This window comes from Holtiella tumoricola (assembly GCF_027857615.1).
In the GTDB taxonomy this organism is placed as follows: Bacteria; Bacillota; Clostridia; order Lachnospirales; family Cellulosilyticaceae; genus Holtiella; species Holtiella tumoricola.
On the sequence record NZ_JAQIFT010000037.1, the window covers coordinates 16805 to 38391 of the forward strand.

22 protein-coding genes and 1 tRNA gene are annotated in these 21587 nt (G+C 33.9%); 7 read left to right on the top strand and 16 right to left on the bottom strand.

Translation table 11 applies throughout. The annotated features are described in order from the left end of the window. Positions 1-29: 29 nt before the first annotated feature. Positions 30-392 (top strand): S1 RNA-binding domain-containing protein, encoded by a 363-nt coding sequence (locus PBV87_RS08430; protein ID WP_053986110.1) that lies wholly within the window; start codon positions 30-32, stop codon positions 390-392. Between the two features lie 314 nt (positions 393-706). Here the strand turns inward: PBV87_RS08430 and PBV87_RS22870 are convergent, their stop codons facing one another. Together PBV87_RS22870 and PBV87_RS08440 are read right to left on the bottom strand one after the other, a co-directional pair. After that, complete coding sequence (locus PBV87_RS22870) at positions 707-2524, bottom strand: methyl-accepting chemotaxis protein (RefSeq protein WP_271011880.1); 1818 nt, start codon at positions 2522-2524, stop codon at positions 707-709. A gap of 24 nt (positions 2525-2548) precedes the next feature. Then, the gene (locus tag PBV87_RS08440; protein ID WP_271011881.1) at positions 2549-2683 is read right to left on the bottom strand and encodes a hypothetical protein; all 135 of its coding nucleotides are present in this window, start codon (positions 2681-2683) and stop codon (positions 2549-2551) included. 217 nt (positions 2684-2900) lie between these two features. Between PBV87_RS08440 and PBV87_RS08445 the strand changes: the two genes are divergently transcribed. Next, positions 2901-4394, top strand: a complete 1494-nt coding sequence (locus PBV87_RS08445; RefSeq protein ID WP_271011882.1) for a methyl-accepting chemotaxis protein — start codon at positions 2901-2903, stop codon at positions 4392-4394. A gap of 207 nt (positions 4395-4601) precedes the next feature. Here PBV87_RS08445 and PBV87_RS08450 read toward each other — a convergent pair. The 6 genes from PBV87_RS08450 to PBV87_RS08475 form a co-directional block, all read right to left on the bottom strand. Continuing rightward, positions 4602-4674: transfer RNA gene (locus PBV87_RS08450), tRNA-Lys, on the bottom strand. Between the two features lie 132 nt (positions 4675-4806). Then, on the bottom strand, positions 4807-5748 hold the full coding sequence (gene secF / locus PBV87_RS08455) for a protein translocase subunit SecF (protein ID WP_271011883.1): 942 nt from the start codon (positions 5746-5748) through the stop codon (positions 4807-4809). 3 nt (positions 5749-5751) lie between these two features. Next, complete coding sequence (gene secD / locus PBV87_RS08460) at positions 5752-7020, bottom strand: protein translocase subunit SecD (protein WP_271011884.1); 1269 nt, start codon at positions 7018-7020, stop codon at positions 5752-5754. Positions 7021-7101: 81 nt separating this feature from the next. Then, positions 7102-8457: a thioether cross-link-forming SCIFF peptide maturase gene (scfB, locus tag PBV87_RS08465; RefSeq protein WP_271011885.1), complete on the bottom strand. Its 1356-nt coding sequence runs from the start codon at positions 8455-8457 to the stop codon at positions 7102-7104. 112 nt (positions 8458-8569) lie between these two features. After that, positions 8570-8707 (bottom strand): six-cysteine ranthipeptide SCIFF, encoded by a 138-nt coding sequence (gene scfA / locus PBV87_RS08470; protein ID WP_053986115.1) that lies wholly within the window; start codon positions 8705-8707, stop codon positions 8570-8572. A 72-nt stretch (positions 8708-8779) separates the two neighbouring features. Continuing rightward, entirely contained in the window at positions 8780-9190 is a 411-nt protein-coding gene (locus tag PBV87_RS08475; protein ID WP_053986116.1) for a TIGR04086 family membrane protein, read from the bottom strand. Positions 9191-9287: 97 nt separating this feature from the next. Here PBV87_RS08475 and PBV87_RS08480 point away from each other — a divergent pair, with 97 nt between their 5' ends. Both PBV87_RS08480 and PBV87_RS08485 read left to right on the top strand, forming a co-directional pair. Then, entirely contained in the window at positions 9288-10124 is an 837-nt protein-coding gene (locus PBV87_RS08480) for a PHP domain-containing protein (RefSeq protein ID WP_271011886.1), read from the top strand. Between the two features lie 56 nt (positions 10125-10180). After that, the gene (locus tag PBV87_RS08485) at positions 10181-10669 is read left to right on the top strand and encodes a hypothetical protein (protein WP_271011887.1); all 489 of its coding nucleotides are present in this window, start codon (positions 10181-10183) and stop codon (positions 10667-10669) included. A gap of 66 nt (positions 10670-10735) precedes the next feature. Here the strand turns inward: PBV87_RS08485 and PBV87_RS08490 are convergent, their stop codons facing one another. The 3 genes from PBV87_RS08490 to PBV87_RS08500 all read right to left on the bottom strand — a co-directional run bounded on the left by PBV87_RS08490 (position 10736) and on the right by PBV87_RS08500 (position 13100). Next, positions 10736-11368, bottom strand: a complete 633-nt coding sequence (locus PBV87_RS08490) for a hypothetical protein (protein WP_053986119.1) — start codon at positions 11366-11368, stop codon at positions 10736-10738. A 228-nt stretch (positions 11369-11596) separates the two neighbouring features. Beyond that, the gene (locus PBV87_RS08495) at positions 11597-12193 is read right to left on the bottom strand and encodes a carbohydrate-binding family 9-like protein (protein WP_271011888.1); all 597 of its coding nucleotides are present in this window, start codon (positions 12191-12193) and stop codon (positions 11597-11599) included. A 172-nt stretch (positions 12194-12365) separates the two neighbouring features. Further along, the gene (locus tag PBV87_RS08500) at positions 12366-13100 is read right to left on the bottom strand and encodes a UTRA domain-containing protein (protein WP_271011889.1); all 735 of its coding nucleotides are present in this window, start codon (positions 13098-13100) and stop codon (positions 12366-12368) included. Between the two features lie 177 nt (positions 13101-13277). On the opposite strand from PBV87_RS08500, the gene treP reads away from it, so the two are divergent. Together treP and treC are read left to right on the top strand one after the other, a co-directional pair. Then, complete coding sequence (gene treP / locus PBV87_RS08505) at positions 13278-14699, top strand: PTS system trehalose-specific EIIBC component (RefSeq protein WP_271011890.1); 1422 nt, start codon at positions 13278-13280, stop codon at positions 14697-14699. Next, the gene (treC, locus tag PBV87_RS08510) at positions 14692-16323 is read left to right on the top strand and encodes an alpha,alpha-phosphotrehalase (protein WP_271011891.1); all 1632 of its coding nucleotides are present in this window, start codon (positions 14692-14694) and stop codon (positions 16321-16323) included. Before treP ends, treC begins: the two co-directional genes overlap by 8 nt. Before the next feature lie 121 nt (positions 16324-16444). On the opposite strand, the gene PBV87_RS08515 is transcribed toward treC, so the two are convergent. The 5 genes from PBV87_RS08515 to asrA form a co-directional block, all read right to left on the bottom strand. After that, on the bottom strand, positions 16445-16960 hold the full coding sequence (locus tag PBV87_RS08515) for a GNAT family N-acetyltransferase (protein WP_271011892.1): 516 nt from the start codon (positions 16958-16960) through the stop codon (positions 16445-16447). Between the two features lie 114 nt (positions 16961-17074). After that, the gene (locus PBV87_RS08520) at positions 17075-17680 is read right to left on the bottom strand and encodes a YdcF family protein (protein WP_271011893.1); all 606 of its coding nucleotides are present in this window, start codon (positions 17678-17680) and stop codon (positions 17075-17077) included. Between the two features lie 189 nt (positions 17681-17869). Next, on the bottom strand, positions 17870-18832 hold the full coding sequence (asrC, locus tag PBV87_RS08525; RefSeq protein WP_053986126.1) for a sulfite reductase subunit C: 963 nt from the start codon (positions 18830-18832) through the stop codon (positions 17870-17872). Between the two features lie 11 nt (positions 18833-18843). Further along, entirely contained in the window at positions 18844-19638 is a 795-nt protein-coding gene (gene asrB, locus PBV87_RS08530; RefSeq protein WP_334305090.1) for an anaerobic sulfite reductase subunit AsrB, read from the bottom strand. Continuing rightward, entirely contained in the window at positions 19635-20645 is a 1011-nt protein-coding gene (asrA, locus tag PBV87_RS08535) for an anaerobic sulfite reductase subunit AsrA (RefSeq protein ID WP_271011895.1), read from the bottom strand. Before asrA ends, asrB begins: the two co-directional genes overlap by 4 nt. Positions 20646-20848: 203 nt before the next feature. Here asrA and PBV87_RS08540 point away from each other — a divergent pair, with 203 nt between their 5' ends. After that, a complete protein-coding gene (locus PBV87_RS08540) occupies positions 20849-21541 on the top strand; it encodes a Crp/Fnr family transcriptional regulator (protein ID WP_271011896.1) in 693 nt (230 codons plus the stop codon). Positions 21542-21587: the final 46 nt, after the last annotated feature.

The following is a 21587-nucleotide window of genomic DNA, read 5'->3' on the forward strand; positions in this document are numbered from 1 at the left end:
ACGTTATTTACTATAATAGGAGTGTTATCATGACTGAAAAATTTCAAGTAGGACAAATTATCGAGGGTACAGTAACTGGTGTTAAAGCATTTGGCGCATTCGTTTCATTAGATGAAACAACTCAAGGGCTCGTTCACATTTCTCATATCACTCATGGCTTTCTAGAAAATATAGCTGACGCTGTTAAAGTGGGAGATACTGTAAAAGTAAAGATCTTATCTATCGATCCTGCAACAGGAAAAATATCTCTTTCTATGAAAAATGCAAAACCAGCTCCACAAAGAGCCCCTAAAAAAGAAGTTCCTGTGGCAGACTTTGAATCTTTAATGAAAGGTTTCCTTAAAGATTCTACTGATCGTCAAACTGACATTAACAAAAGACTTAATCGCTAAGGGTTTATGAAGAGAACAAGTATATAGACTTGTTCTCTTTTTTCTTTGCTATTCGTAAATTTTTGTTAGTTAATTTAAGCTGATTTTATATTTTTTATATTGCAGTTATATTATATTTTTGACCAAATCGCAAACTTATTGTACGATTTGTGAACTATTATGAACTTTTATCTAAAGCCATTGTTTTATCTCTTTTAAGGTGCTATTATTAACTCATCCGAAAGAGCTAATGAACTTTAGTTTATTCATCTCCCCTTTATTTTTTGTATATAGAAAAACCACCTTAGTTTCATGATCTAAGGTGGTTTTTTATTTTAAGAGAAATGATTAACTTCTTCTTCTAATGTTTGTGTTACTTTATAAAGTTTATCAATGCGTTTTTGCATATCTGCAATATAGTGTAATTGTTCTTGTGTTGTTGCTGAGACTTCCTCCGCAACAGCTGATGAATCTTGTCCCTCAGCAGCTACACTACCTACTCGTTTATATACATCATCTTTTTGCTCATTAATAATCTCACTACTTGCAGCAATCGCTTGTATTTTTTCTAACATCTCTATAATGGCTGTATTAACCTTTTCAAAGCTTGTTTCTGTTTGTTGTACCGCACTATATTGTTTTTGTAATACATCTTTACTATCTTTAGCTATAGCAACTGTGGCCTTAGATTGGCCCTGTACCTTACTAATAAGGCTTACTATTTCTTCTGTAGCAACTTGACACTGATCTGCTAATTTACGTACTTCATTTGCAACAACTGCAAAGCCTTTTCCATTCTCACCAGCCCTTGCTGCCTCAATACTTGCATTAAGAGATAATAAATTAGTTTGCTGAGCAATACTACTTATCGTTTCAATAATCATTGTAATCTGTGAAACACTTTCATTTACTTGATCGATAGATTCAAAGATTGTCTCAGATATGCTATTATTTTTAACATTTGCTTCTTGTAAAATCTTTACAAACTCTAGTCCATCCATGGCAATTTCTTTCGTTGTATCTGACACTCTACTAATATTAGAGATATTTTCTGCTATGGTTTGAATTTCATCACCTAACATACGTACACTAACTACTGTACTTTCTAATTCTTCGGCTTGATGCGATGTATTTTGCGCAATTTCATTAGTAGCTTGTGCTACTTGATTGGTTGATTCTTTTACATTTTCTGATGCTTCTGAGAGGATTCTAGATGACTTATTGACACTCATTGAAGTATCTTTAATTTTTCCTATCATCCTACTAAGGTGTGTAATCATTTCATTAAAGTCTCTAGCTATGTCTCCTAACTCATCTTGCTTCTTTAGAATATTCCCTTCTAAATAGGCATGACTGAGTTCCCCTCTTGCTGCGGTATTAAGCTTCTGCGATATCAATTTAATAGGATTTGTTAAGGCTCTTACTAATAATATAGCAATAAATGCTGCTACAATAACAATTAGAACTGCAATTAATATTAGGTTAACAATCATTTGATTGAGTTCAGTATAAGCTACTCTTTCATCATTTTCTGCTACAATACCCCAATCAATTTCTTGCAATGGGCTAAAGCTTGCTAAGATATTCTTGCCTTCTTTCTTATACTTAATCGTTCCCATTTCTTCATTAATCACCTTTTGTACAGGTTCATAATCTAAATAGCTTATAATTTCCTCCTCAACCTTTACATCAGGATGAGCAATTAAATTCCCTTTATCATCTACGATATATGTATTAACACCTGTTTTTTCCTGCTCCATCTTAAGCATATCAATGAACTTTGAAATGTCTATGTTCACTGCACATACCCCTGCTGCTTGCCCATATTTCATCACTGGAGTATAGTACATGACTATAACGTTATTATTCTTTTGTGAAATCATAACATCTGTAAAACCCTCTTGTCCCTTCATTCCATTGATGAAATATTCACGGTCTGCTCTATTAACTAATTTATCTTTTCCTTTAGAATTATAAATTTGGTCCCCTTTAGGATTTAGTACATATACGTCTGTAATGACTTCATTTAACTGGATTGCTTGCCTTGCACGTTCTCCAATAGCCTCATATGTCATTTCTTCTAATATCCCAATATCATTAGCAAGCAACTTTATAAGTGTTTTCGCTTCTTTTAATGGTTGCTCTATACTCACACTTATAAGGTTTCTATTATTTTCCTATACCCAATAAACTTCTTTGACCTTATCTACATACACCTTTGTTCCCATATAGATACTTACAATGGCCGTTGGAAGAATTGCAATACATAATATTAGCACCATTATCTTTGCCTTAATACTTTTGAAATTCATAGTTTCCCCCTGTTATAATAGTTAATTAACTTACGTCATTTGAAATGCCAAATTTTTAGTTTTTCTTTTTTTATATCTTTTATTGTCAATTGTAATATTTTCTTACATATTCTATCACGACTTGTGTTTATTTTCAATCTAGTATATAGTTATTCTTACTTAATATTTAGACTTAAACTCCTTAAATATACTATTATAAAATAAAATAGGAGACATTATGACAGAATCAAATATAAAAATACTCACAAACAAAAATTTCTTACTTTTAAATTGGATCTTAGCCATTGTTTATTCATTGGGCATTTGCTTTTCTTATTATCGTGGCTCTATTGATCTTATCCCTACGATATTAGTTATTACCTTTATTTTAGTTCCTGTTTGCATAAGTACACTTGTTTATCGTTCTAATCCAACATGTCACTTTATTCATCGTATCTGTGCGGCCCCCTTTGGAATAGGTTATTTGATTGGTATTTTATCTTATCGTTCACTTGTATCACCTATGCTCGTTATACCTATGCTTATAAATGCTAGCTTCTACCTAGATCTTGGTCTACTGAAACGTGTTTTTGTAGCAGTTATTGGTATGAATCTTATTTGGTGCACGCGCTTTTATGATGCTACAACCTCTACAGTTATTCTCATGCAATTTTTCATTTTAATCGTTGTATTTGTATCTATCTATATCGTTACAAGATTTAATAAAATGGTCAGAACTTCTGTTCTAGAAGAAGGTAAAAAGGTCAGTCTTGCTCATCAACAACAACTAGAAACTATTGAAAAGCTTACTCAAGCTATTAATCTTTTGACACAAAACACTTCTAACTTATCCTTTACTATTGATGCTGTTGAAGGTGGGTCACAAGCTATTTATGAATCTATTAAAGTCATTAATACAGGTTGTGAAAATACTACAACCAATATTATGCAACAAACGACTGCAACCAATAATATTCAGGAGCAAATTAAGGAAACATCCGAACTATCAACTAAAATCAACAAATCCTCTGAAGAAGGATTCCTTGTCTTTAAAGAAGTTCTAGATACAATTCAAGCATTATCAACTACTTCTACTAAAATTGATCAAAAAAATACAACTTTGTATACTGTCTGTGAACGTTTAATTCAAAAAACGAAAGAAGTTCAAGGTATTATTTCTATGATTACAAGCATTTCTGAACAGACTAATCTTCTTTCGTTAAATGCTTCTATTGAGGCAGCTCGTGCAGGCGAAAGTGGACGTGGCTTTGCTGTTGTTGCAAATGAAGTTAAGACACTGGCTGAGCAAAGTAAAACTTCTGCTAGTGCAGTAGGCACTATCCTCTGGGATTTACAAGTAGAAGTCGAAAGTGTATTTGAAGAAGTTTCTTCTCTTACACATATTAATTCAGAAGCTATCAACCTTATTTCAACTACAGATACTCAAATTAACACCTTAAATCATTTATTAGTAACTTTAAATCAATCACTAAGTATTATTAATCAAAAGATACTTGATACACTTGATTCCAATGAATCTATTGAATCAAGTATTAGACAGGTAAATGCAATCTCACAAGAAACACTCTCTCACACTCAAGAAGCTTTTGCTCATATTGAAGAATACTTATCTGAGACTGAACACGCTAAAGCCTTTATTCAAGACCTTACACAGCTTACGAAGGACCTAGAGTCTCTTGTATCTCGTACTGATGCTCAAAATATCAGCTAGATTGATTGTATTAATATTTCTTCTTTTTATAACAAATAGAGGACTATTACACTTAAATGTAATAGTCCTCTATTTGTTGTTCAGAAACTTCTCAGCTATGGTCCTAAGAGCTTAAAATATAAATGATCTATCTGCTTAAAATCGCGTCTTAGATGATCTCCCAAAAACAAAAGCACGTATAGATAATCTATACGTGCTTTAAAATAGTGAACCGTCTGGGACTCGAACCCAGGACCCTCAGATTAAGAGTCTGATGCTCTACCAACTAAGCTAACGATCCATTTGTTGTAAATTTGTTTACTTGATTATTATATACCTACTTGTACAGAAAGTAAAGTATTTTTTAGATAAAAGCGTCTGAAAAACTTATTTTTCAGACGCTTTTGATATTGTATAAATTATAGTGCATTTATTATTTCTTTTTACCTTTAGACTCTGCTACTTTATTCTTATTACGATTTCTTTGGAACTTTCTCATTTCATACCATAATGGGCTGGCAATGAAGATTGATGAGTAAGTACCTGCAACAATACCTATTACAAGTGGGAAAGCAAATTCCTTAACAGAAGATACTCCAAGAATGTAAAGAAGAACAACCATTACTAATGTTGTAATAGATGTATTGATAGAACGTGTTATAGTTTGTCCTACACTCATATCAATAATTTCTTCATCACTTCCTTTGATTCTTCCTTTATTCTCACGAATACGGTCAAAGATAATGATTGTATCATTAATAGAGTACCCAATAATAGTAAGCATAGCTGCAATAAATGTATTATTAAGTGGAATTCTAAATAATGCATATACCCCTAACATAATAAGTACGTTATGAAGCAGGGCAAGTACAGCACTTGCACCAAATTTAAAGTCTTTGAATCTAAATGAAATGTAGATAAGCATTAAGATTGCCCCAAGTGCAACTGCTTGTAAAGCTTTCATTTTGAATTCTGGACTAATTGTTGGAGAGAAGTTATCGTCTTTTAAAAGAATGTCACCTTTTTCTCCTGTTAAATTATATTTTTCAACTAATGCATCATAAAGCTTTGTTCTTTCTTCTGATGTAGTTGGGTGCATTGTAATAATAATTTGAGTTGTACCAGTTACCTTTTGAATACGAGGTGCTACGTCTGGTAAGAGCTCATTAATAAGTGGCATAATATCTGTTTGTGGATCAATATCTGTGCCTAGATCCACTTGCATAACGGAACCACCTTTAAACTCAATATCATAGTTTAAGATGCCTTGTCCACGTGCTGCATTAAATGGCATTGCGAGGAGCCCGATAAGAATGAGGACTGAGGAAAGAATGAAGAAAATCTTTCTTCTTTCGATAACTTTTAAATTATTCATCGCTTATGCCCTCCCCTCTTCAGTCTTTTGTTTCACGCCATATAAAACTGGCTTATCAATACCCATACCCACTAAAAGCTTAAGTAAGAATCTTGTTACAACAAGTGCTGTAAACATAGATACTACAATACCTACTGCAAGTGTTGTTGCGAAGCTCTTAATAACCCCTGTACCTAATGTATAAAGTACAGCTGCTGCAATAAGTGTTGTTACGTTACCATCTAAAATACCGCTGAAGGCTTTGTTGAAACCTGCATCGATTGATGAACGTACACTTTTTCCAGCTTTAAGCTCTTCTTTGATACGTGTAAAGATAATAACGTTAGCATCTACTGCCATACCGATTGAGAGGATAATACCTGCAATACCTGGTAATGTAAGTGTTGAACCCATTAAGCTTAATGCAATCATAAGAAGTCCTACATAAATAATAAGTGCAAGGTCTGCTGCCATACCACTTAATCTATAAAGCACAACCATGAATACTAAAATAAAGATAAATCCAATTAAACCTGCTTTAATACTTGTCTCAAGCGCACCCATACCAAGTTTTGCACCTACACCATTTGAAGAAATATCAGTAAGTGCGAAAGGTAATGCCCCTGCATTAATACGTTCAGCTAATTGCTTAGCTGAGTCTGTTGTAAAGTTACCTGAGATCATACCATTTCCATCTGTGATTGCATCTTTGATGTTGGCAGAACTAATGACTTGTTCATCAAGTGTAATATAAATACCTTTGCCTATATTGTTTTTTGTAAACTCAGCAAAGAGTTTTGTTCCTTCATCATCCATTTTGATTGAAACAACTGGTTCTTGAGCACCCATATTATTTGTAACAATTTGAGCGGTTGCTTCTTTAATATTCTTACCTGTTACAACTTCGTTACCATCTTGATCGTAGAATTTAAGCATAGCTGCTGCACCGATACTTTTGATGGCTGCTTGTGCATCGTCTACCCCTGGAATATCTACACGAATACGATTATTTCCCTCTTGAGAAACATCTGCTTCTGTGTACCCCTCTTTGTCTAACCTTGTACGAATCATTTGTACTGCTGCTGCCATATCGGATTCTGTTGGATTCTCGATAGCTGCTTCATAAACGATGTTTACCCCACCTTGGAGGTCAAGTCCCAGTTTGATATTTTCAATACCAAATGTGTTCTTTTCCCCAAGCCCAAAGTAAGCAAGATATGAAAGACCGGCTGCAACAACAAGCATAAGTACAAACAAACCAATACTTTTTAGCTTTTGATTGCCTTGTTTCATTCCTTTTTCCTCCTTCGTGCCTTTAAACTCACTAAATTAATTATATAATTTTTACTGTTTTTAGTCAAATTATCCTAATGTTTATTCACTTAATTCCGCTTTTAAGCCAATCGCACATTCAAGACGTTTCTTTTGCATTTCACAGCCAACTTCATAAGTTGAGTTAATGTCCCCATTAAAGTTATAAGAGTTTGCTGCACAACCACCACTACAGAAGAATTTTGCCCAACATTCTGTACATTCATGCTTGCTGTATACATTACATTTCTCGAATTTTTTACGTTGTTCGATGTTTTCTACACCTTTCCAAACATCACCCATTTTAAACTCTGGCATACCTACAAATTGGTGACATGGATAAAGTTCACCTGTTGGTGTTGCTGCAAGGTATTCTGAACCTGAACCACAACCTGCAAGACGTTTATGTACACATGGACCACCTGTTAAATCAACCATGAAGTGGAAGAAGTTAAAGCATTTGCCTTCTTCTTTGTGACGACGAAGCATTTCTTTTGCAAGACGCTCATATTCGCTACAAATTGTTGCCATATCTCCTGCTTGAAGTGCATAATCCATTTCTGCTGGTGCAACTACTGGTTCCACAGATACTTCATCAAATCCTTGATCTGCCATGTGAAGTACATCACTTGCAAAGTCTGTATTATGATGTGTGAATGTTCCACGGATGTAGTATTGTTTACCACCACGTTTTTCTACAAGCTTTTTGAACTTAGGCATAATCACGTCGTAGCTGCCTTTTCCATTACATGTTGGGCGCATATGATCATTTACTTCTGGGCGTCCATCAAGACTAAGTACAACATTGTACATATTTTCATTTAAATAATCGATGATTTCATCATTAAGAAGAACACCATTTGTTGTCATTGTAAATCTAAAATTTTTGCCTGTTTCAGCTTCAATACTTCTTGCATATTCTACTACACCTTTAACCACTTCAAAGTTCATAAGTGGTTCTCCACCAAAGAAGTCTACTTCGATATTTTTACGGTGTCCTGAGTTTTTAGCTAAGAAGTCAATAGCTGCTTTACCTACTTCAAGAGTCATCATCCCACGGTCACCATGGTATTCTCCCTCACCTGCAAAACAATATTTACATTTTAAGTTACAGTCATGTGCTACATGTAAGCAAAGTGCTTTGACAACTGGTTCTCTATCTAAGAACGCTGGTACAAGATCTTTATATGTATCCTCAGTATCAAGCATACCTTCTTCTTGTAAAGTTTTAAGCTCATCAATTGCTTCTGCTAACTCTTCTTTGTTATATTTATTTTCATATTTTGTTACAACTTCCTCTTTTGACATAGCAAGTACATCTTCTACGATGTCATAAGCTACATCATCAATAATATGGATTGCACCACTATGGATATCCATTAAAATATTTGAGTCCTCAAATCTAAATTTATGTATCATCTTTTTTTCCTTTCTATGTCGTAAGGCATCTATTATAACTGGATTTTGGTTTAAAGGGGCCTAGCATGAATTAAGCTTTCAACCTAAGTTGAAAGCTTAATAAAAGTCAAACTTATTTTTCGCAAGCTTGATTCCCTACAGTACAAGATGTTTTACATGCTGATTGGCATGATGTTTGGCATTCACCACAACCACCTTTAGCGGCACTGTTTTTTAAGTTTTTAGTGTTAAGTGTTTTAACGTGTTTCATTGCATTTCCCTCCTCGCTATAAACCTTGAATATTATACCATATCCTGTGATATTTGAAAACATGGCTAAAAATTATTTTTGGTTTACAACAGAGAACATACCAGCAATAGCGCTACTAATGAGTACAAGAACAGCCACGATTAACATGTAAGAAATATTAAGTCCTTTAGCTCCTCCTGTTAAAGCACCAATAAGTATAAAGATGATTAAGTAACTCATTCCGCCAATCAAGCCCCACTTGTAGCCCTCTTTCCCCTGTGGCTTAGCTGTGTCATACCCTACTAATGCTGCTGACGCAATTGTACCAATAATAATGATCCATTTTTCAAAATTTGGGCCAAGATTGGTATATGTAATAAGTAATGCTGCAAAGATAATAAAGATAGCTGTTAATGCATATGCCACAAGATTAGATTTAAAAAGTGTAACTGCAAGATCGCCTACATTGATGCTAGATTTTTTCTTACTCTTATGTTTGCTCATTTTCTCCCCTCCTTATTTAATGGCATTCTTATACATTTTACGTTCGAGGAGGCAGAAGTATGCTAAAATAGAAGTAATTTATTAAAGGAGGTTATTTATGAAACGTATTGATTTACATGTTCATTCAAATAAATCAGATGGTACCCTAAGCCCAAGTGAAGTAGCTGAACTTGCACATGCACAAAGCTTATGTGCTATCGCACTTACAGATCATGACACTATTGCTGGTATCAAAGAATGCCAAGAAACTGGGAGGGAATTGGGCTTAGAAGTTATTCCAGGTATTGAACTTTCTGCTGATTATCATGGAAAAGAAATTCATATTCTAGGTCTTTATTTAGATCTATCTAACCCTATTCTCCATGAAACATTAAAAGCCTTTGTAGAAGCGCGTGAAAAGCGTAATCAAGAAATGCTTGCAAAATTCCAAGCCTTAGGTTTTGACATTACTGAAGAGGATCTAGGACCACGTGACCAACTCTCTATTATTGCCCGTCCTCATTTTGCACGTGCTATGATGAATAAAGGCTATGCTAACTCTATGGAGGAAGTCTTTGAAAAATATATTACACCAGGTAAACCTGCTTATGTACAAAAAGCAGCACCTACTTTCAAAACGTGCATCGATTTAATCCATCAAGTAGGTGGTAAGGCTATTCTAGCTCATCCCTATATTTATAAATTTGTTAATCAAAACCCTCTTCCAATGTTGGACGAGCTACGTTATAACGGCTTAGATGGTGTAGAAGTTATCTATCCAAAGCACTACGAACCAGAAACGCATCGCCTCACTCAATACTGCAAGAGCCATAATCTTATTATTACAGGTGGTAGCGACTTCCATGGTGATAATAAACCTAATCTTCAAATTGGTTGTGGCTATGGAAAAACAGAAGTGCCTTATGAGTTATTAGAGCAATTTGTTAAAGCGTAAAAATAAGCTTCATTCTCCCCTTTATGACATATATTAATATTAAGGGGGGTGTTACATTGAAACGAAACATAACTTTTATTCTTTTCCTCTTAGGCATTGTTGTAATTTTTTTAGTTTATAGACGTTATCCCTTAGATTCTAATCCTAGAACAATTCAACAGGTAGCAAAGAAAACTTTTAATTGCCCTGACGCACAAATTGTTCAACTGAGCCAGGATTCTGCAAAAAGCACTCAAGTTCTCTCTGACCGTTATGATACTTACTTCACACCTCAAGCTTTAGAAACTTTTTTAAAGCAACGATACAGTGATAAATATCATTTTCTTGCAAGGGAGTCCAATAGACAGATTATCTTTGAGAAGATGACAATAAAAAGGGACTTAAATAGTCCTATCACTTATTACTTTGATATAACACTTAAAGTTAAATCTACCACTTCATCTACCCATACACTAAAGGTAACTGGAAATGCACAATTTATAAATAATAAAATAATTTCTATTGATTTTGAAGACCAGGACTTAGTAGCACTTCTGGCACCATAATGATTAGAAATACTATAAAAGGGTATTGCACAATTGGTTGCGCAATACCCTTTTAATTTTAACGTTCTATTTAGCTTCTTCTACTTCAATTTTTTCTGAGTACTCAAAGTGTCTTACTTGACCTGTTATAAGACTTACTGTTACAAGTACATCATCTTCATTATTATATTGGAATCTAAGCCCTTTATATTGTTTGTTTGTCATTGCTTTTTCGATTCCAGTGTATACAAGCTTACTTGGGTCTTCAACAATCTTCTTCTCAGTTAAAAACTGTCTTGCAATTTCTTCTAGGTGTGATTCTTCATATTTTAAAGGTTCTTTATCTGAAGCCTCTACTACAATTGCTCCTGTTACAGCATTTGTATTAGGATCTACACTTACACCATAAGAATAAAGTTGATTTGGAACTGGATCACCTTCTACCATTCCCCTAATCATATTATTTCTGTGTAAGTAAGTAGCTGATGGTAAATCTACAAGCACATAGTTTTTACTTGCTTCCACTTTACGTTCTACACCATCTTCAATATTCACGTCAAAATAAGTTGTAATAGCATCTTTTGCTATATCATAAAGTTCTTGTACAGCTGCCTCATCTGTAATAGGCTCTGTTTTTGTCGCTTCTGGCCCCATGCTACATCCTGTTAAAAAGGCACCTAACATTGTCATAATTCCTATTGTAAATAAAAACTTTTTCATAATTTCCTCCTACATGCTTTTTTATGTTGATTATATAAGGTCTATTTAAGACATTATAGGAGTATACTCCCGAAATATGTATAAAAAATAAACAAATGGATATTTCCTGGGCAATTTTATACCTTCATAGGGATAAAGGAATCAAGAAGTGCCTCTGTATATTCATATCTTCAATTACCATTCTCTCAAAATCATTTAATGTCATGCTGCTCCCCCTAAACTTGTTTCTTACTTAATAATTAATTCACCAAAGAATTCTGGTTTATGAAATGCTGGGAATGGATTAGCAATTGGATTCCAACTTCCATAATGTGGCGTATGTGTATCATCACCACATTTATAGAAATTACCTTTAATCTTATCAGCAATGATCTCTTGGCCATATACCGCTTTAATAAATGTATCTGGAATCATAAGTTCTACTTCCCAATAACCTTCTCCTTTTGTAGCTACTGGTGTTGGTACATCAAACCCTTTATCTTTTAAGTAGAAACGGTCTCCTGGTTGACCATACTCACAAAGTACTGCTCCGTTGCTATTCATTTCAAAGTTAACATAGCCTGTACCTTCTACTTCTGGATAGTAGTTTGCGAAAAATTCCATACAACTATCTTTATAGACTGGATCATTTGCTTCGGTATATACCGCCCTAGGATTTTCTTCCTCACATCTCATTTTAAGACAAAATCCTTGTCCTTCAATACGATATAACCATGCAGTTGTTGTAGGCATATAATCTGTACCCCATGGATAACTTGCAATACTTATTGGTTCAATCTCTTTCCAATCTACTTTTTCTGGTTTTACTTGAATTGTATAACTCATAACATCCTCCCATAATTCGCTCTTATTTTCTTTAATTCAGCTAATACTCTACTAAATTTTACCTGTAGTTTCATTATGAACTATTCTTCATTATCTTGCAATATTTCTAAGACCATCTCAGCATATCCTACTTTATGTTTTCCAAATAGTTTTCTGCGATTCCCCTGCTTCTCTATACTAAATATGGACGTGTTCTTTGGGCAAATTGATGGAATTCAAAATGTTTAGGACTATGTCTAGACTGAGTAAATTCAAACATAACACCGTCATCATTATACGTGTAGTTACTTACTACAGCTACACAATTTAATCCATCTAATTGTAGGTACTCCTCGTCTATTTGAGTAATAGGTTCAACCGTGACAATACGTTTAGCCGTCGTAATGTGGATATCTAAAGTATTTTCTAGATAGTTATAAATAGATTCCTCTGCAATTTCAGCTGTAAGATGTGAAACGACTTTGGTTAAAAAATAATTATGGTCAATAATAAGCGGCACATTCTCTAGAAAGCGTACCCTTTGCATATAATAAATTTCTTCCCCTACAGGGAATGACGTTCTTTTATGGATTTTTTCATCAACTATAAGTTTTACAAACAGAATGACTTTTGTTGAATAAATCGTCTGATTTCTTTGTGTTGATTCATATAAAGATTCTATTCCGCTTAGAGAGTACTGAGAAGTTCTATGAGGTTGGTAAATTACCCTAACCCCTTTTCCTTGTAATGACTGTACATAGCCTTCATTGGCAAGACTTACCAATGCACGTCTAATGGTATTTCTTGAACTGTTAAATTCTGTAACAAATGTATTTTCTGAAGGAAGTAATTGTTGGTACTCATATTCATTAGCTTCTATACGTTCTTTAATGATTTGATATATTTTTTCATATTTTGCTTTCGGCATTATAAGGCTCCTTAGTATAGCTTATAAACAAGATTTCTTATGGTGAGTATATGATGATTAAATAAATTTTTCAAGTCAAAGATTGACACACTTGTTTAAACAAGTTATGATAAAGATACTCAACAACTTGTTTAAACAAGTACATAAAAATAATATACTAATTAGGAGAATAATAACATGGGAAAATTCGAAAAAGACTCTCAAGCATTATTAGAATTAGTTGGTGGAAAAGAAAATATTGCAGCACTTTCTCATTGTATGACTCGATTACGTTTTGCACTGGTTGATCCAAAAAAGGCTAATGTTGCTGGAATTGAAAAGCTTTCTTCTGTCAAAGGATGCTTCACACAATCTGGTCAATTCCAAGTTATCATAGGAAATGAAGTTTCGCAATTTTACAATGAGTTTACAGCCTATTCAGGTGTAGATGGTAGTTCAAAAGAATCTGTTAAAGAAGTTTCAAAAAATAATCAAACCTCTCTTCAAAGAATCATGACAAATATAGCTGAAATCTTTGCACCACTTATTCCAGCTATTATTACAGGTGGTTTAATTTTAGGATTCCGTAATATTATTGGAGAACTTCTCCTTTTCAATAACGGTACACAAACACTTACAGATATCTCTCAATTCTGGGCTGGAATTAATAGCTTCTTATGGCTTATTGGTGAAGCGATCTTCCACTTCTTACCTGTAGGTATTACTTGGTCTATTACTAAGAAAATGAATACTTCTCAAATACTAGGTATCGTTCTTGGTATTACCTTAGTATCACCTCAATTACTTAATGCATACGCTGTGGCAGGTACGCCAGTAGGTGAAATTCCTGTTTGGGACTTTGGTTTTGCACAAGTTCAAATGATTGGTTACCAAGCTCAAGTTTTACCAGCTATTTTAGCCGGATTTACACTTGTATACTTAGAACGTTTCTTTAGAAAGATTTGTCCATCTGTGATTTCTATGATTGTTGTACCTTTCTGTTCATTAATACTTTCTGTAGTTATTGCACATATGGTTTTAGGTCCAATCGGTTGGGCAATTGGTTCATTTATTTCAAGTATCGTTTATGCAGGATTAAATAGCTCTTTCAAAGTAGTCTTTGCAGCTTTATTTGGTTTCCTTTACTCACCTCTTGTTATTACAGGATTACATCATATGTCAAATGCTATCGACTTACAGCTTATCGCTGATTTTGGTGGCACAAGCCTCTGGCCTATGATTGCACTTTCAAATATTGCTCAAGGGTCAGCTGTTCTTGGCTATATGTTCTTAAAACGTAAAGACCAAGCACTTAAAGAAATTACAGTTCCTGCTGCTATTTCATGTTACCTAGGCGTTACAGAGCCTGCTATGTTTGGTGTTAACTTAAAATATGTCTTCCCATTCTTCTGTGCAATGGTAGGTTCTGGGATTGCAGCTGTAGTATCTGTTGGATTCGGCGTAATGGCTAATTCAATCGGAGTTGGTGGACTCCCTGGTATTTTATCTATTCAACCACAATCAATGCCAATCTTTGCTCTATGCATGTTAATCGCTATCGTCGTACCTTTTACACTTACTTATATGGTTGGCAAAAGAAAGGGAATTTGTAATGAATAAATTTGAAGAAGCCGTTGTTTATCAAATCTACCCAAAATCTTTCTTTGATACAACTGGAAATGGCTTAGGAGATATTAAAGGCGTTATAACAAAATTAGATTATCTTAAAAATCTAGGTGTTGATTACATCTGGTTGACACCTTTTTTTGTATCGCCTCAAAGAGATAATGGCTATGATGTAGCTAATTATGTAGAGATTGATAAAATGTATGGCACAATGAGTGATGTCGATGCACTCATTCATGAAGCCGATCAAAGAGGTATAGGGATCATGCTAGACATGGTCTTTAACCATACTTCAACAGAACATGTTTGGTTTCAAAAAGCATTAGCTGGTGACCCAGAGTATATGGATTATTATATCTTTAAAGATGAGCCAACCAATTGGCAATCTAAGTTTGGTGGAAGTGCATGGGAATATGTAGAGCATTTAAACAAATGGTATCTTCACTTATTCGATGTGACACAAGCTGATCTAAATTGGAATAATCCTAACGTACGTGAAGAACTAAAAAATGTTATTCGTTTTTGGAAAGCAAAAGGAATAAAAGGATTTAGATTTGACGTTGTTAATCTTATTTCAAAACCTGAACTTTTCGAAGATGATCATGAAGGCGATGGACGTAGATTCTATACTGACGGTCCTCATGTTCATGAATACCTGAAAGAACTTGTTCAAGATACAGGTATCGAAGATATGATTACTGTTGGAGAAATGTCTTCTACTTCTATTGAACAATGCATGCGCTATGCCAATCCACAAGAAAAAGAGTTGGCTATGTGCTTTAACTTCCATCATCTCAAAGTGGATTACAAAAATAATCAAAAATGGGTCTTACAAGATTGTGACTACGATTTATTAAAGTCACTCTTCGATGAGTGGCAAACACGCTTACAAGAAGTAGATTCTTCTTGTGCAGTCTTTTTAAACAACCATGATCAGCCAAGAAGTGTTTCTCGCTTTGGGGATGATACATGCAACTGGGACATCTCTGCTAAAATGCTAGCAACTATGATTCACTTTTTAAAGGGAACACCTTATATCTATCAAGGTGAAGAAATTGGTATGACCAATGCCCACTATAAAGAAATTGATCAATATAGAGATGTAGAATCTCTTAATTACTACCATATCCTCATAGATGAAGGTAAGCCTCAAGAAGAAGTCATGCATATCTTAGGTGAACGTTCAAGAGATAACTCAAGAACACCTATGCAATGGGATACTTCACTTAATGCTGGATTTACTAGTGGCACACCTTGGCTTGGAGTTAATACAAACTATACTCAAATTAATGTAGAAAACCAACTTGATGATCCTAACTCTATTTTTAGTTATTACAAACAACTTATAAAGCTTAGAAAACAATATAAAGTGATTGCACACGGTCATTATGTACCTTATGAGACTTCAACTCCAAGTCTCTACATCTACCAAAGAGTGTATCAAAACGAAAAATGCTTGGTACTCTTAAACCTTAACAAGGAAAATAAGACAGTGTCATTAGATAACTTAGGAGATTTCAAAGCTTTAATTCATAACTATGAAGATCTTATAATTACTGATCAAACAGTAGAATTAAGACCTTTTGAGGCTATTGTACTTCTTAGTACACCAGCTTAAATGAATATTTGTTAATCAAATTAAAAAAGGTAAGAGGCAACACTTTTATGAGATGTTGCCTCTTATCTTTTTATATAAAATTATATTTTACTTAAAAGAATAACTATTTTATTAATTAAATTTAAAATATCACTTCATACTTGTAGTCTTTCATAGTAATATCTGTTCCTCTTTTCTTATAAGTGCTTTCACTTACAATTTCCCCTCCACATTTCTGTGCGACACGGTTAGAAGCAATATTTTCCTGACTTACAAAAATAGTTACTTTCTTTGCACCCTGACTGCGGGCATAGGCAATCATTCCTTGAGCAATTTCAGTTGCATAACCTTTATTCCAGAAATCTTTATGTACACAGTAAGCAATATCATATATCTCCTTGTCCTCACTCATAATAAAACTACATGTTCCCACTGGTTCCAGAGAATCCTTTAAGACTGGAATTAAATAGCAACATTCATCATCTTCACCCAAGCTCTCTAACTGTTTCACATATTCATAGTCTATTTCTTCTTTTCCCTCATCTGGTAAATATTTACCCATTTCTTTATCATTCCAAATACTGTATGCCCACAAGGCATCATCTTTTGTAAACCCCCTTAACAAAAGTCTTGAAGTTTCAATATTTTTTATCTTCATTTCAAATCTCCCTTATACTGATGTTATATTATCCTTACAAATTCTAATTCATCAATTTATAAAATATCTATTGATTTGGTACACCTCTATCTAATAAACTATCTCTTGAGCTTATTACTTGATTACCAGTTCTTTTATATAACTACTAAAATACTTACCACACTTTTCAACCTCACCAAGAACTCTCTTAATTCCATATTCACTCTCAAACCAATTATCCTTAGTAATTCCTTGTGTAATTACAGGGCAAACATAAAACTCTATATTAGGAAATACTACACTATATGTCATCAGGGCTCGTCTAGCATGGAATGCCTGACATACTAAAATTGCTTTATTTACTTCTAAATGATTCTCTTCTAATATTTTTTTAGAAAACAATGCATTTTCATATGTATTCATTGACTCTTCTTCTTTGAGAATTGCCTCACATGGTACACCATTTTTTATAAGTACTTCTTTGCAAAATCCCCAATCTGTTTCATAAAAACCTTCATAGTTAGTACCTTTAACATTTTTAATAGCAAATGTATTATTTTTACTACTGTACTTGCCTGCTGGGATTACTAACTTTGATAGTCCTTGTTTATACAACTCTGCCGCTAATTCTGGTAATTGATATTTTGACGAACCCGGTATAAAAATAATATCGACCTCCTCAATTGTAGATATATCACTTTCTACAAATATAAATTCCGTTATATCCTTTAATATTTTCATTATGAAAATCCCCTTCACCTTTTAATATATCAACTAAACACTTATCTATTGGTTTATCTTATTTTAAACTCTATCTTATAAGTTAAAATACTTCAACAATTAATACATCTAAACAACAAAAAGGGAGTGGTTCTCAACACTCCCTTTATTTTATCTCTATTCAATTCCAACCTAGTTCACTCTATGCTCTTAATAGTGAATGCCACTCCAGTATACATTGTTAATCACAATAGCTTCTTCTGGAAGGTTCACATCTTTAAGTGCCCATTTTTTGAACTCCATAAAGCCTGTACGGTCAACAATATATCCTATATGTTCTTTTCCGCCTGGAGCGCCTCTATCAATATACTCATTTACATAGTCATACGTGTTTAAGATGATTTTGATAATACTTGCTTCATCTGCCCATACAATGAAGTCTTCTGCAAGTCTTGGGTTTTTCTTACCTGTTCTACCCATAATAGCAAGTCTGTAGTATTTTTCTTTACTTCTTGTCCATGCACCTGTTGGACATGCATTAATACAAACACCACATCCTACGCATTTATCTGCTTGACGTTCTACACGGTAGTTCTTAGCGGATAAGCAACCTACTGAGCGCGTTTTACATCCTTTTACACAAGCACCACAAGATACACAACGATTAGGATCATATTGTGGCATTGTCATTCCAATAATACCAAAGTCTTGCATCCTTGCTTTAATACAGTCATTTTGGCAGCCTGTTAAACCTACTTTGAAGTGAAGGTCATTTGGGAAAATAGCTTTTTCAATCTCTTTAGCAAAGTTTGTTGTATTGTAATTCGCAAACGGACATACTTTATTACCAATACATGCTGAGATATTACGTGTACCTGCTGATGTATAACCTTTTCCTGGTACTTCTTGATTAATTTCAAGCCCTTCAATAAGAGGTTGAAGCATTTCATTGACTTTATCTATATCTTCAAATTTGATACCTAAAATTTCAAATCCTTGACGAATAGTAATGTGTACTTGACCATTTCCATAGCGCTCTGCAATCTCTTGAATTTTACCAAGGTATTCTGCTTTAATAAGACCACCTGGAACACGTACTCTTGATGCTGTAATACCTCTTACTTTAGTTACCCTAAAAGCATTCTTTTTAAGTTTCTTTGTATTAATATCCATCGCTATTCCTCCTAGTCTCTTAATAACTTACCTTGAGTATAATTAAATACAGGTCCTTCTAAGCAAATGTAAGTGTCACCAATCTTACAATGTCCACATTTTCCAATTCCACAGCACATTTTACGTTCTTGAGAAATCCAGATATTTTCTTCTTTGATTCCACGTTTTAAGAATTCTTGTACTGTAAATTTCATCATAATAGGTGGCCCAACAACGACTACTTGTACATCTTCTAAATCTTCAATTGGAAGTTCAGGAATATATTTTGTAACAAGTCCTACTGGCCCTGTGTAGCCTTCTGGTGCCTGATCTACAGTAACTGTAATATCAGCGGTTTCACTCCATACTTTTAAATCATCTTTAAATAATACATCTTCTGGTGATTTAAATCCTGTGATAAGTGTAAGCTTCTTGCATTCTTCTGGGTGTTTCGCAAAGTGATCAACAATACCTCTTACTGGTGAAAGCCCTGTTCCCCCTGCTACAACAACTATTTCATGATTTCTATAATCATTTAAGTCAAATCCATTACCATATGGACCTCTTAAAAAGAGTTTGTCTCCTACATATTTTTCAAAGATTTCATTGGTTACTTTTCCTACTTTACGGATAGTAAGGTCAATAGTACCTTCACCAATACCACTTACTGAAATAGGTGCTTCACCGTATTTAGGAAGAGATACTTCAAAGAATTGTCCTGGCTTTACTTCACCTGTAAATGCCATACGGAACGTATACTCTATCTCTGTATGTTTAATAACTTCTTTAATTTCTGATATAAAAGGGATATATTCGTTTTTCATTATTTTTGAATCTCCTTCATGCCATCTGATAATTTATTAATACATGCTGAAAATGAAATATACTCTGGACAGATATCGTCACAACGTCCACAACCTACGCACATATGATGACCAAAGCGTTTTTTGTAGTCATGTACTTTGTGTAATACTTTAAAGCGCATACGTTGTCCTTTATCCCCTCTAAAGCTATGTCCACCTGCCATCTCTGTAAATCCATCAACTTGACAAGATGCCCACACACGGCGACGTTCGCCTGCTTTTTTGCCATCTGAACCTTCATAAAATACGTCTTGCATCGTAAAGCATGTACATGTTGGACATACAAAGTTACAGCGTCCACATGCAATACAACGTTCGTTATATTCATTCCACATTGTACTATCCATAATATCTGATGAAAGATTCTCTGGAATATTTACTTTTGTTTGATTCTCTTTTACATAGTCTGGTTTTACACTCACTTCTTCTACTTCTTCAAGTCGTGCTAGAAGTGCCTCAAAGTTTCCATCAATGAAAGCTTGATCCCCTTCTACCTTGATATAAGCATCATAATTTGTAGTAATATTTGTACCCATATCTACGCAAAAACAACTATCAAATGAGCTTGTACATCCCATTAAAATAAATTTTGTTTTTTCTCTAATTCTTTTATAGTAAGCATCTTCAAAACCATTTCTAAGATAGATGTCGTCCATACGTTTTACAGCGTGTAAGTCACAACTACGTAAAAAGATAATGGCACCTTTTTTAGGTGCGTCTGATTCTTTGATCTCTTCTTCTGTAAAATAAAAGAGTGTCTCTGAAATAGGTGTTAACACTTCTTTATAAGAGAACTCTGACTTGTGTTCAAAATTAATTTCTCCTAAAGACTCTACTGTCCCATATCTTACACGATCAGTATCAGAATAAGTACCTTCTCCTAAAAAAGTCTTTGGTGCATAAATGCTGTATTCTTTTGATAGTTCTCTTAAAATGCTATCTAAGTGTGCTGTACTTGTTTTATATCCCATTTTTTACACTCCATTCTTTTATTTTCCATACTCGTTAATTCGTTAACACGATTTGCTGTTGCTAGTATATTAGATATCCAAATAAAAGACTGTGATGTTTATCACGTTTAACCTTACTTTTTGTTTACCATTTTATTTTTCTTGATTTATACATATAATAGGGATAGAAAATATATAAAATAAAATATAAAAGGGAATAATTTATGGCACCTATTACAAATGATATATTAGAACAACTCAGTTTATTTGAAGGACTCCACCCCTCCACTTATGCCCATTTAACACGTATCGGGAGAGTGGAGTCTTATAAAAGTGGCGCACATCTTTTCTTAGAAAAAGATCTACTCCATTGTTTTTACATTGTATTATCAGGTACAGTCTCTATGTATAAAACAAACTCTAATGGACAACTTAAGACAATTTTTATATTTGGCAAAGATACCTTACTTAATGAAACTATTTTTGATAATATGCCTGTATCCATTAGCTGTAAAGTTCATGACGACTGTACAGTCCTTACTTTTTATCGCTCGGACCTGCTTCCTCTATTTCAGCAAGACTTTAGACTTACTGAGAACTTTGTCAATCATTTAAGCAAGCGTATCAGACGTCTTTATAGACAGATGAAAAATTCTACTTCTATTATCAAAATGGAAAAGAAGCTTGCTGCTAAACTTTGGAAATTGTCTCAAGATTATGGCACACCACAAGATGATGGCATTATGATTGACTTTCCCATTACCATTACTTCCCTTGCTGAATTATTAGGATCTTACCGTGAAACCATTTCACGTGCACTTAAAATTTTGGTGAAAAAAAATCTTATTGTTTACGAACATAAGTATATTTTTGTCCCTGATCCTAATGCCCTTTCTACATTTTTTAAGGCACCGTGAGATTAGTCACGGTGTCTTTTTTAATAAACTAGTATACTTATGTTAA